Here is an 11814-nt window from a genome sequence, read left to right as displayed (position 1 = left end):
ACCCGGTGCCGCCCCCACTGACCCGATGAGGAGCGCCGTGACTGCGGAGACCTCTCAGACGCTCGACCGGGGACTGCGTGTCCTCAAACTGCTCGCCGACACCGATCACGGTCTGACCGTGACGGAGCTGTCCAACAAGCTCGGCGTCAACCGCACCGTCGTCTACAGGCTGCTCGCCACGCTGGAGCAGCACGCCCTCGTACGCCGTGACCTGGGCGGACGTGCCCGCGTCGGGCTGGGGGTGCTGCGGCTGGGGCGGCAGGTGCACCCGCTCGTACGGGAGGCGGCGCTGCCCGCGCTGCGGTCCCTGGCCGAGGAGATCGGCGCCACTGCGCACCTGACACTGGTCGACGGTTCGGAGGCCCTCGCGGTGGCGGTCGTGGAGCCGAGCTGGACGGATTACCACGTCGCCTACCGCACCGGTTTCCGCCACCCTCTCGACAAGGGCGCCGCGGGGCGCGCGATCCTCGCGGGGCGTGGTCCCGACAGCGAGCTGGGCCCCGGGTTCGTCCTCACGCACGGCGAGCTGGAGGCCGGCGCCGGAGGTGCCGCCGCTCCGGTGCGGGGTGTGACGGGCATCGAGGGCAGCGTGGGTGTGGTGATGCTGACGGACGCGGTCCCGCCGCAGGTGGGCGAGCGCGTGGTGCGTGCGGCGCAGGAAGTCGCCGACGCGCTGCGCTGACCCTCGGGCCCATGGCCGGCACCGTGTTCCGTTCGCCCGCCGGGCGGCGGCCGGCGCACGTGCGTGGGGCGTGCCCCGGCGCGGTTGTTAGGTTGCCGGGGTGAACACACCCGCCCCGTCTTCGTCGCTGCTCTCCAGGCTCGGCGCGCGTCTGCGCCCGCGCCGGCTGTCGGTGCGGCAGCGCACCCTCCTCGTATGTGCCGTGCCGCTTGTCGCGCTGTTCGCGGTGGCGGCGTTCGCGCCGCTGCCGTTCGTGCTGGCGCAGCCCGGCATCACCGCGAACGTGCTCGGCGACAGCAAGGACAAGCCGGTCATCACGGTTTCCGGCCCGGGGAGCGGTGAAGCGGGAGCGGACGACGGCAAGCTGCTGATGACGACGATCGCCGCGACGCCGCCCGGGGCGACGGTGCGGCTGCCGCAGGTCGTGGAGAACTGGTTCCGCACGGACAGGGCGGCGATGCCGGCCGAGGCGGTCTACCCGGTGGGTGACAACCTCAAGGAGGTCGAGAAGCACAACCAGGACGAGATGCGCTCGTCGCAGAACGCGGCGGTGAAGGCCGCGCTGCGGCAGATGCGCAAGTCGCCGCGGGACGTGCGGGTTTCGTTGCGCCTCGCGGACGTGGGCGGGCCGAGTGCCGGGTTGTTCTTCTCGCTCGGCATCATCGACAAGGTCGTCGGGGACGGCCGGGGCGGTGGCCTGACCGGCGGCCGGGTCGTGGCGGGCACGGGCACGATCAAGGCGGACGGCAAGGTGGGGCCTGTCGGCGGGGTGCCGCTGAAGACGAGGGCGGCCAAGCGCGACGGGGCGAGCGTCTTCCTCGTGCCGCGTGCCGAGTGCGCCGATGCGAAGGTGGAGCAGCCGAAGGGTCTGCGTCTGGTGCCGGTGGAGACTCTCTCGGGCGCCTTGAAGGCGCTCGACGCGCTCAGGGACGGCGGCCGGGTGCCGAGTTGCTGATGTGCGGCCCCGGACGCCGTCCGGTTCAGCCCGCCTTGATGAAGCCCTTCCGTACGAGCCAGTCCTTGGCGACGTCGTGCGGGTCCTGGCCGTCCACGTCCACCTTGGCGTTCAGCTTCTGTGCCGTCTTGTTGTTCAGCGCCTTGGTGACGGGCGCGAGCAGCCCGGCGATCTCCGGGTACTTCTTCATCGTCTCGCTGTTCATCTCGGGCGCGACGTTGTAGTTCGGGAAGAACTTCCTGTCGTCCTCGAGGATTTTCAGCTTCAGCGCGGGGATGCGGCCGTCGGTCGCGGCGATGGCGCCGAAGACGCACGGCTTGCCGTGGGCGGTCTGGGTGTAGACGACGCCGCCGGCCATCTTGTGCACCTGTCCGGTGGGGAAGCGCATGCCGTACTTCTTCGCCATGCCCTTCAGCCCGTCCTGCCGGGAGGCGAACTCGTTCTCGACGCAGATGCTGGCCGCATTGGGGTTCTTGCGGGACAGTTCGGCGACGTCCGAAAGCGTCCTGGTGCCGTACCGCTTCTGGAGCTTGTCGCTGACGACGAGGGCGTAGGTGTTGTCGAGGGTGGAGGGTTCCAGCCATTCGACGCCGTTGGCCCGGTCCTCCTTGCGTACGGCCTTCCACTGCTCGACGGGGTCCGGCACCGGCTTGGTGTGGCCGAGGTAGGTGATCCAGGACGTGCCGGTGTACTCGTACATGCCGTCGGCGGTGCCCGTCTCGACGGCCGAGCGTGCGCCGATGGAGCCCTGGACGGCGGTGCGGTCGACGACGTCGGCGCCGGCGGCCCGGAAGATCAGCCCCATGATCTTGCCGAGGATGATCTGTTCGGTGAACTCCTTCGAGGTGACGGTCAGTTGGGCCCCTTCGAGGGGCTGCCCGGCGCCCACCGTGCCGGGCCGGACCCTGTCGATCATCGGGCTGCCGCTGACCAGGCCGCAGCCGCCGAGCGTGCCGGTGAGGGCGAGCGCCGTCAGGCCGGCGGCGAGCGTGCGCGGGGCGCGTGAGGCGCGCGGGGTGCGCATCAGGACGATCCCTCCAAGCCGCGCGGGCGCAGCAGCAGTTCGACGAGTGAGGCGAGCCAGTCGACCAGCAGCGCCAGTGCGACGGTGAGTACCGAACCGAGCATCAGCACCGGCATGCGCTGGTTGGTGATGCCGGAGGAGATCAGGTCGCCCAGTCCGCCGCCGCCGATGAAGGTGGCGAGCGTCGCCGTGCCGACGTTGAGGACGAGGGCGTTGCGTACGCCGGCGAGGATCAGTGGTACGGCCAGGGGCAGTTCGACCTTCGTCAGCACTCCCAGCGGCGACATCCCGATGCCTCTGGCGGCCTCCGTCAGCGCGGGGTCGATGTTGCGCAGCCCGGTGATGGTGTTGGCCAGCACCGGCAGCACGGCGTAGACGACCATGCCGACGACGGCGGTGGTCTGGCCGATGTTGAGCCAGAACACCAGCAGCACCAGCAGCCCGAGGGAGGGGACGGCCTGGCCCAGGTTCGCGGCCGCCATGGCGACGGGTGTGGCTCTGCGCAGCTTCTTACGGGTCAGGGCGATGCCCAGCGGTATGGCGATGATCAGCACGAAGAATGTGGAGATGACGGTCATCTCGATGTGCTGGCGCAGGCGGAGGGCGACGTTCCCGCCGGCGAGCGAGTTGCGGGCGATCGTGTCGAGTTCGGCGCCGCGGAACCACAGCCAGGTGCCCAGCAGCACGAGGGCGAGCACGCCGGGCAGGATCGTCAGCTTCTGCCAGGTGACCCTGTCGCGGAGCCGTTCCCCGCCGTGTGCGGCCGGCGCGGGTGCCGGCTCCTCGCCGTGCGCGGCCTGTTGGTCCTTGTCCGCGGGCCGGTCCTGCGGTGCGGGCGTGCGCTGCTGGTCCGCTCCGGTGGCCGCCGCGCCGGCCGTGCCGTCGGTTGTCCCGTTGGTCGTTCCGCTCACGACGTGAGGCCTTCCTGCGCAGCGTACGTGCGCCTGGCCTGCGTCTCGCTCAGGCTGTGGCGGTGCTCGATGGCCTCCAGCCGGTCTGCGTCGAGGAGTTCGTGGACGCAGTTCATCAGCGTCTCGAGGTCGACGACGCCCGTGTACTCGCCGCGCCGGCCGGTGACCGCGACGCGGCCGCCGCTGTCGGTGAGCACCGCCTCCAGCGCGTCGCGCAGCGTCGCGTCGCGGGTGACGGTGTCGTTCACGAGCGTGCCCGCCCGGGCCAGCGAGCCCTTGGCGTGGGTGAGGTCGCCGCGCCGCAGCCACTTGTACGGGCGCTGCTTGGGGTCGAGGAGCAGCACCTCGTTCGTCGTGCCGGTGCCGAGCATCTCCGAGATCGTCTCCAGGGGTTCCTCGACGGTGGCGGTGGGGAAGTCGACGATCTCCACGTCGCGTACGCGGGTGAGGTTGAGCCTCTTGAGTGCCGCGCCGGCGCCGACGAAACCGGAGACGAAGTCGTCGGCGGGGTTGGTGAGGATGGCTTCCGGGGTGTCGAACTGGGCGATGTGCGACTGTTCCCGCAGCACGACGATGCGGTCGCCGAGCTTGATGGCCTCGTCGAAGTCGTGGGTGACGAAGACGATGGTCTTGCGCAACTCGTGCTGGAGACGGATGAGTTCGTCCTGCAGATGGTCGCGGGTTATGGGGTCGACGGCCCCGAAGGGTTCGTCCATCAGCAGCACGGGCGGGTCGGCGGCCAACGCCCGTGCGACGCCGACGCGTTGCTGCTGCCCTCCGGAGAGCATGCGCGGGTAGCGGCCGCGGAACTCGGCGGGGTCGAGCCCGACGAGGTCGAGCATCTCCTCGACACGCGCGTTGATCTTCGCCTTGGGCCAGCCGGCCATCTTCGGCACCTGGGCGATGTTCTGCGCGACCGTCATGTGCGGGAAGAGACCGGACGACTGGATCGCATAGCCGATCTTGCGGCGGAGCTTCACCGCGTCGATACCGGTGACGTCCTCGTCGTCGATACGGATGCGGCCCGAGGTGGGCTCGATCAGCCGGTTGATCATCTTCAGCAGCGTGGACTTGCCGCACCCGGAGGGGCCGACCAGGACGACGGTCTCACCGGCCTTGATCTCCAGGCTGACGTCGTCCACGGCGGGCACCGACGAGCCGGGGTAGCGCTTGGTGAGGCCCTCGAGTCGGATGGTCGCGCCGCTGGCGGCGGAAGCGGCGGCGGCTGCGCCCGGCTGCGGGGCGACGCCTGCCTGGGGGTCCGCCCCGCTGCCTCCGTCCGTGCGCGGTGTGGTCCCGGAGCCGGATGCTGCGGATGTCTCAGGCACGTATCCCCCTCGGGGTGGTCAGTCGCCCGACGACGACGTACGCGCCGTCGAAGAGCAGTGAGAGCACGACGATGCCGAGAGTCCCGGCGAGCACTTGGTTGAGGGCGTTGGCGCTGCCGAGAGAGGCCACGCCGCGGAAGATGGTGTTGCCCAGCCCGGGGCCGGAGGCGAAGGCGGCGATCGCAGCGATGCCCATGAGCATCTGCGTGGAGACGCGGATGCCGGTGAGGATCGGCGGCCAGGCGAGCGGCAGTTCGACCCTCAGCAGCTGCCTCGTGCGTGACATTCCGATGCCGCGTGCCGCGTCGACCAGCGCGGGGTCGACCCCGCGGAGCCCGACGATCGTGTTGCGGACGATGGGCAGCAGCCCGTACAGCGTCAGCGCGGTGACGGTGGGCGCCACCCCGAGCCCGACGAGGGGGATCAGCAGACCGATCAGCGCCAGCGACGGCACCGTCAGGATCGTGGACCCGGTGGTGGTGGCCACGTCGCCGGCCCATTCGCTGCGGTAGGTCAGCACACCGATCGCGACCCCCAGGAGGGTCGCGACCACGATGCACTGGAACACGGCGCTCGCGTGCTGGAACGAGTCCGCGAGCAACTGGATGTGCCGGTTGCCGAGATACTCCCAGAAGCTCATCCCGGCGTCCCTCGCCTCTTCAAAGCCGCTCCGTCCGTTCCTGCCCGCCGCTCACGCGCGGGCTCGCCCTGTTGTGCCGCGACCTCTTCTGCCCGGCGAAGCCGGAATGACGCACCGGTCACGGGTTCCTCACGTCACCGGCTCCCCGTCTCCGCCTGCCGCCTGACGGACCAGCGGGACGATGCGCAGCGGCACCGGGTTCTCCATGACGATGGCCGTCGAGGCCCGCACGATGCCCTCGAAGCCCACCACGCGGTCGATCACCCGCTGCAGGTCCGCGTTGGACCGTGCGACGAGGCGGCAGAGCATATCCCCGTGACCCGTCGTCGTATGCAGCTCCAGCACTTCCGGTACGGAGTCCAAGTGGGCGCGCACGTCGGCGCCCTGGCCCTGTTTGATCTCCAGGGTGGCGAAAGCGGTGACGGGGTAGCCGATCGCCGCCGGGTCCACGTCGGGGCCGAAGCCGCGGATCACTCCGCTGGCCTGGAGGCGTTCGAGCCGTGCCTGCACGGTGCCGCGGGCGACGCCGAGCCGCCGGGACGCCTCCAGCACGCCGATCCTGGGCTCGTCCGCGAGGAGTTCGAGCAGTCGTCCATCGAGCCGGTCGATACCCACGGGCTTCCTCTCAGTGGCCGGACTTCTGAGCATCTTGTACAGATCGTCCGGCGGTAGGCCGGTCACACTGGTCAAGGTGTCCAGTGAATACGGGAAGTATTGCGCACCTTGTGGAACGGGGGGAGCCTTGGTGCATGACTGAGACCACCCACGCAGCCCCCGACACTGCCAGGCAGGCGGACCCCTTCCCGGTGAAGGGGATGGACGCGGTCGTCTTCGCCGTCGGCAACGCCAAGCAGGCGGCCCACTACTACTCGACGGCGTTCGGCATGAAGCTCGTCGCCTACTCCGGACCGGAGAACGGCAGCCGCGAGACCGCCAGTTACGTCCTCGAATCGGGCGGCGCCCGCTTCGTCCTCACCTCCGTCGTCAAGCCCGTCACCGACTGGGGCCGCTTCCTGACGGACCACGTCGCGGCGCACGGCGACGGCGTCATCGACCTGGCCATCGAGGTGCCGGACGCGCGTGCCGCGTACGAGTACGCGGTCGCCCAGGGCGCCACCGGCATCGTCGAACCCCACGAGCAGAAGGACGAGCACGGCACCGTTGTGCTGGCGGCCATCGCCACGTACGGCAAGACCCGGCACACCCTCGTCGAGCGCTCCGGCTACTCCGGCCCCTATCTGCCCGGGTACGTGGCCGCCGCGCCCGTCGTCGAACCGGGCAAGCGGAACTTCCAGGCCATCGACCACTGCGTGGGCAACGTCGAACTCGGCAAAATGAACGAGTGGGTGGCCTTCTACAACAAGGTCATGGGCTTCACGAACATGAAGGAGTTCGTGGGCGACGACATCGCGACCGAATACAGCGCCCTGATGTCGAAGGTCGTCGCCGACGGCCACCGGAAGGTGAAGTTCCCGCTCAACGAGCCCGCGGTGGCCAAGAAGAAGTCGCAGATCGACGAGTACCTGGAGTTCTACGGCGGCGCCGGCGTCCAGCACATCGCGCTCGCCACGAACGACATCGTCGCGACCGTACGGGCGATGCGCGCCGCGGGCGTGCAGTTCCTGGACACCCCGGACTCCTACTACGACACCCTCGGCGAGTGGGTCGGCGAGACGCGGGTGCCGCTGGAGACGCTGCGCGAGCTGAAGATCCTCGCCGACCGCGACGAGGACGGCTATCTGCTGCAGATCTTCACCAAGCCGGTCCAGGACCGTCCGACCGTCTTCTTCGAGATGATCGAGCGACACGGCTCCATGGGCTTCGGCAAGGGCAACTTCAAGGCCCTCTTCGAGGCGATCGAGCGCGAGCAGGAGCGGCGCGGCAACCTCTGACCCGCGCCTGCGTCCCGGTGCGGCCCCGGTTGCCGGGACGCGCGCCGGGACGGGCACCGGGACTTGGACTCGGATACGCACCGGGACGTGGACCGGACGGGCGCCCGCCGCGTCCCGGCGTCGCGCGCGTCCGCGGCGGCCGGCCGCACACGCGACGGCCGCCGTGCCGGTTCCGGAAGCCCGGCCTTCCCGACGGTGCGGGCAGGTGCGACGCTGAGTCGATGAGCGAGTTGATCCAGCGGCTGAGGGACGGCCTGCCCGAAGACGCCGTGGTCACCGACCCCGACGTCACCGCTTCCTACTCCCGTGACATGGCCGACTTCTGCGACGCGGGCACACCGGCCGCCGTGGTGCTGCCCCGCACCGTCGAAGAGGTGCAGCACGTGATGCGCACGGCGACCGCCCTGCGCGTCCCCGTCGTGCCGCAGGGCGCCCGGACCGGCCTGTCGGGCGCGGCCAACGCCTCCGACGGCTGCATCGTGCTGTCCCTGATACGCATGGACCGCATCCTGGAGATCAACCCGGTCGACCGCATCGCGGTCGTGGAGCCCGGCGTCGTCAACGCGGCCCTCTCCCGAGCCGTCAACGAGCACGGCCTGCACTACCCGCCGGACCCCAGCAGCTGGGAGCAGTGCACGATCGGCGGCAACATCGGCACGGCAGCCGGCGGTCTGTGCTGCGTGAAATACGGGGTGACGGCGGAGTACGTGCTCGGCCTCGACGTCGTACTGGCCGACGGACGGCTGATGTCGACGGGGCGCCGCACGGCGAAGGGCGTCGCCGGCTACGACATGACGCGGCTGTTCGTCGGCTCCGAGGGCAGCCTCGGCGTCGTCGTGCGTGCCGTGCTGGCACTCAAGCCGCGGCCGCCCCGACAGCTGGCGCTGGCCGCCGAGTTCCCCTCCGCCGCCGCGGCGGGCGACGCCGTCGGCCGGATCATGGAGTGCGGCCACGTCCCCTCGCTGATGGAACTGATGGACCGCACGACGCTGCGGGCCGTCAACGCCCTGAGGGACATGGGACTTCCGGAGTCCACCGAGGCACTGCTGTTCGCCGCGTTCGACACGGACGACCCGGCCGCCGACCTCGCAGCGGTGGGCGAGCTGTGCGAGGCTGCCGGCGCGAGCCAGGTCGTACCGGCGGAGACTCCCGCCGAGTCGGAGCTGCTTCTCGAGGCGCGGCGCAGCGTGCACTGGGCGCTGGAGGCACTCCCGGGCACGAGCCTGATCGACGACGTCTGCGTGCCGCGGACGAAGCTGGCCGACATGCTGGACGGCACCGCCGCCATCAGCGAGAAGTACGGGCTGACGATCGGCGTCTGCGCGCACGCGGGGGACGGCAACACCCACCCGACCGTCTGCTTCGACCCGGACGACGAGGACGAGACGCGCCGCGCGCACGAGGCGTTCGACGCCATCATGGCGCTCGGCCTCGAACTGGGCGGCACCATCACCGGCGAACACGGCGTGGGCGTCCTCAAGAAGGAGTGGCTGGCGCGCGAACTCGGCCCGGTGGGGCTGGAGATGCAGCGCGGCATCAAGAAGGTCCTCGACCCGCTGGGCCTGCTCAATCCCGGCAAGCTCTTCTGAGACGCCCGGACACGCAACGCAAGGCAACAGGCGTACGGGACGGGGACGGACGGGCAGCGGGCGCACGGCCCGGACCGGCCGTGCTCCTTCCGGACCGGCGGCGTGCAGCCGGCGCTCCCGGGCGGCGGACCTGTCGGTCGACGATGCGATCCGTCGAACTCCCCACCGTGCGTGGGATGTTCAGGCTCGACGCACATTCGTCGGATCGAGTGAAAGTCTGAGGGAAATTCACCCTCACATCTCGGCGTCGCCTGCCTCGTCGGACGGTGACTGATCGGTCAGGCACACCCCGTCGGCGTGCCCCGCCCGCAACAGTTCGGCCAACCCGGCGTCCACGCCCAGCACTTCGCTCTCGCTGCCCGCCGGCACGGCCCGCAGCGTGCGCTCCAGCCAGTCGGACACGGCACCGGACGGTGTCTCCAGCAGGGCGTCGCCGTCGGGGGAGGAGAGCGCCACACAGATCACGTCACGCCCCTGAACCTTCGCGGGCCACACCCGGACATCCCCCTCTCCGCACGGGCGGAAGACGCCCTCGACGAGCAGTTCCCTCGCGAACGTCCAGGTGACGGGCGCACCCGCGCCCACGTGGAAGGCGATGTGCGCGGCGTAGGGGTCCTCCGCGAGGTAGGTCAGACGCGCCTGTACGGGAAGGCTGTGCTCGGGCGAGAGCACCAGCCTGATCTCGAGTTCACATTCGACGACGAGGTTCATCGGACCGCCCTTTCGTGATCCTGTGATCAGTCGCGCAGCCTGTCTTGGCGTGCACTGAAGAGGGCCCAGGCCGTGGCCGGTTACGCGTGTTCGCGCCATTCTCTCCTCAGAGTGGGCAGGTGCGTCCAGCACGGGCGGGCAAGTTGTCGGCCCTGTCTGGTAGATGTGGACACTACGCTTCTCGGTTGCGCCGCGCGGGTCAACCGCGGAGTGCGTACGTCACAAGACGACACAACAGTCGAAACAGATACGGGACCTGGACACTATGAGCGCGCCCCTCTCAGGATCCGCCGGCGGAAGCCCTGCCCCCGGCTTCTATCCGGATCCGTCCATCCCCGGCTACATCCGCTACTGGAACGGCTCCTCGTGGGTGCCCGGCACCAGCCGGCCCGAGCCCGAAGAGGGCGAGGCGATGCCCACGCCGCCGTCGTCGGCCGCCGCGTCGTCGGCGGTCGCCCCGCCCACCCGGGAGGAGCCGGCGCCGGCGGAGGAGACCGGCCCCGTCTTCCTCGACGAGGCGACGGACGGCGGCGCCGGCCCGGAGCCGCAGTTGCCCGCCGCCCGCACCGGCGACGATGCGCATCTGCCCGAGGTGCGCCCGCGCGGCGAGGTCGCAGCCCCGGGGGCCATCGACTGGGACGATCCGAGCCGGCTCCACGGGCAGCGCCCCGAACCGGCGTCGGCGTGGCAGGCCGACGCCGCGCAGCAGGGCGGTCTCGCGGGCCGCAGCGACGAGCGCATTTCGTGGGGCCGTGAGGGCGGTGAGGGAACGGCCGCCGTCGCGGACGCCGCCGCCGATCCTCGCGGGGGCTGGGGACGGCCCGCCGGTGAAACGGGCCCGGAGGGCCGCACGGACAGCGCCGCGGCCGCCGCCCCCGGTTCCGCTTCGCCCGGTGCCCCCGCGTCCCCCGCCGCCGGCGGGGACGCCGCGGGCTCGCCTCCCCGGGACGGCACCTTCCAGATGCGGGCGATGAGCCCCGAGGCGTTCAGGCAGGAGGCGCAGGACGCGCGCGGCGCCGGCAGCTACGCCGCCGGCGCGCAGGTGCCCGAGCACACCGTCGGGCTGCGCCGCGCGGACGTGCAGCAGTACGGCACGGGCGGCGGGCACACGCCGTCCTCCGCGGCCGCGCCGTCGCCGGCCGCGCAGCAGCCTCCCTCAGTTCCCGGTCAGGGCTCGCCCGCGCAGCCGCAGTCGCCCGCCCCGGGCGCGGCACCCCAGGCCCCTCCGGCCGTGCCGCATCAGGCCGCACCGCATCAGGGCGCACCGCATCAGGGCGCACCGCACCAGGGCGCACCGCACCAGGGCGCCGCGCCCGCGCCCGCGCAGCCGTCCTGGGCCCAGCAGGTGCACGACCTGGCAGGCGGCGCCCCCGGCGGCAGCCCCGACGCGCATGCCGCTCCGGGCGCGGAGGCCGCGATGGCCTGGCGTCCTCCGGCCGCCGACCCCTTCGCGCAGGCGCAGCGGGAGGCGCGTCCCGCCGCGCTGGGCAAGCGCCTGGGCGCCCGCGTGGTCGACGGTGTGCTCACCGGGGTGGTGGCAACCGCCGTCGCGTTCCCCTTCATCGGCCCGTCCGTGGACCATGTCGAGGCGAAGATCCAGGCGGTCCGGGATGCGGGCGAGACCAGGACGGTCTGGCTGATCGACGGTACGACCGGCGGTTATCTCGCCCTGGTCCTCGGTGCCCTGCTCCTCTTCGGTCTGCTGTACGAGGTGCTTCCCACGGGGCGCTGGGGCCGCACCCTGGGCAAGAAACTGTTCGGGCTGAGGGTGCTGACGATGGAGCAGCAGGACAAGCCGGGCTTCGGCAGCGCCCTGACGCGCTGGCTGACGTACGGCGTGCTGTCGCTCCTGGTGATCGGCATTCTCAACGTTCTGTGGTGCCTCTTCGACCGCCCCTGGCGTCAGTGCTGGCACGACAAGCTGGCGGGCACCTTCGTCTCCAAGGACTCGGGCGAGATCCGCCTCTGAGCGAGACTCCCTCTCAGCAAGGTCCGCCTCTGAGCGAGGCCCGCCTCCGAGCATGGTCCCTCCCGGAGCGAGACCGGCTTCCGAAGGAGCCGGACCGGCCGCCGAGGAGGTGC

Annotated in this window: 11 protein-coding genes; 5 read left to right on the top strand and 6 right to left on the bottom strand. The window is 71.2% G+C overall.

The window, feature by feature from the left end; translation table 11 throughout:
- Positions 1-37 precede the first annotated feature (37 nt).
- Together H180DRAFT_RS07555 and H180DRAFT_RS07550 are read left to right on the top strand one after the other, a co-directional pair.
- Positions 38-682, top strand: coding sequence for an IclR family transcriptional regulator (locus H180DRAFT_RS07555; RefSeq protein WP_055485181.1), 645 nt, complete (start codon positions 38-40; stop codon positions 680-682).
- 166 nt (positions 683-848) lie between these two features.
- Positions 849-1637 (top strand): S16 family serine protease, encoded by a 789-nt coding sequence (locus tag H180DRAFT_RS07550; RefSeq protein WP_107097601.1) that lies wholly within the window; start codon positions 849-851, stop codon positions 1635-1637.
- 25 nt (positions 1638-1662) lie between these two features.
- On the opposite strand, the gene H180DRAFT_RS07545 is transcribed toward H180DRAFT_RS07550, so the two are convergent.
- From H180DRAFT_RS07545 to H180DRAFT_RS07525, 5 genes are all read right to left on the bottom strand, one after another.
- Positions 1663-2553 carry a glycine betaine ABC transporter substrate-binding protein gene (locus H180DRAFT_RS07545; RefSeq protein ID WP_254665927.1) on the bottom strand — a complete coding sequence of 297 codons (891 nt, stop codon included), beginning with the start codon at positions 2551-2553 and terminating at the stop codon, positions 1663-1665.
- A 107-nt stretch (positions 2554-2660) separates the two neighbouring features.
- A complete protein-coding gene (locus tag H180DRAFT_RS07540; RefSeq protein ID WP_079099918.1) occupies positions 2661-3572 on the bottom strand; it encodes an ABC transporter permease in 912 nt (303 codons plus the stop codon).
- The gene (locus tag H180DRAFT_RS07535; RefSeq protein WP_055485300.1) at positions 3569-4765 is read right to left on the bottom strand and encodes an ABC transporter ATP-binding protein; all 1197 of its coding nucleotides are present in this window, start codon (positions 4763-4765) and stop codon (positions 3569-3571) included. Before H180DRAFT_RS07535 ends, H180DRAFT_RS07540 begins: the two co-directional genes overlap by 4 nt.
- Before the next feature lie 127 nt (positions 4766-4892).
- The gene (locus H180DRAFT_RS07530) at positions 4893-5540 is read right to left on the bottom strand and encodes an ABC transporter permease (protein ID WP_055485179.1); all 648 of its coding nucleotides are present in this window, start codon (positions 5538-5540) and stop codon (positions 4893-4895) included.
- A gap of 129 nt (positions 5541-5669) precedes the next feature.
- On the bottom strand, positions 5670-6155 hold the full coding sequence (locus H180DRAFT_RS07525) for an Lrp/AsnC family transcriptional regulator (RefSeq protein WP_055485178.1): 486 nt from the start codon (positions 6153-6155) through the stop codon (positions 5670-5672).
- Positions 6156-6289: 134 nt separating this feature from the next.
- On the opposite strand from H180DRAFT_RS07525, the gene hppD reads away from it, so the two are divergent.
- Both hppD and H180DRAFT_RS07515 read left to right on the top strand, forming a co-directional pair.
- Positions 6290-7432 (top strand): 4-hydroxyphenylpyruvate dioxygenase, encoded by a 1143-nt coding sequence (gene hppD, locus H180DRAFT_RS07520; RefSeq protein ID WP_055485177.1) that lies wholly within the window; start codon positions 6290-6292, stop codon positions 7430-7432.
- 221 nt (positions 7433-7653) lie between these two features.
- On the top strand, positions 7654-9021 hold the full coding sequence (locus H180DRAFT_RS07515; protein WP_055485176.1) for an FAD-binding oxidoreductase: 1368 nt from the start codon (positions 7654-7656) through the stop codon (positions 9019-9021).
- 234 nt (positions 9022-9255) lie between these two features.
- On the opposite strand, the gene H180DRAFT_RS07510 is transcribed toward H180DRAFT_RS07515, so the two are convergent.
- On the bottom strand, positions 9256-9732 hold the full coding sequence (locus tag H180DRAFT_RS07510) for an SsgA family sporulation/cell division regulator (protein WP_055485175.1): 477 nt from the start codon (positions 9730-9732) through the stop codon (positions 9256-9258).
- 265 nt (positions 9733-9997) lie between these two features.
- Between H180DRAFT_RS07510 and H180DRAFT_RS07505 the strand changes: the two genes are divergently transcribed.
- Positions 9998-11701 (top strand): RDD family protein, encoded by a 1704-nt coding sequence (locus H180DRAFT_RS07505; protein WP_055485174.1) that lies wholly within the window; start codon positions 9998-10000, stop codon positions 11699-11701.
- Positions 11702-11814: the final 113 nt, after the last annotated feature.

It is taken from the genome of Streptomyces sp. WMMB 322 (assembly GCF_900090145.1).
In the GTDB taxonomy this organism is placed as follows: domain Bacteria; phylum Actinomycetota; class Actinomycetes; order Streptomycetales; family Streptomycetaceae; genus Streptomyces.
The sequence above is the reverse complement of the archived record's forward strand: the minus strand, read 5'-3'. Positions and strand labels throughout refer to the sequence as shown.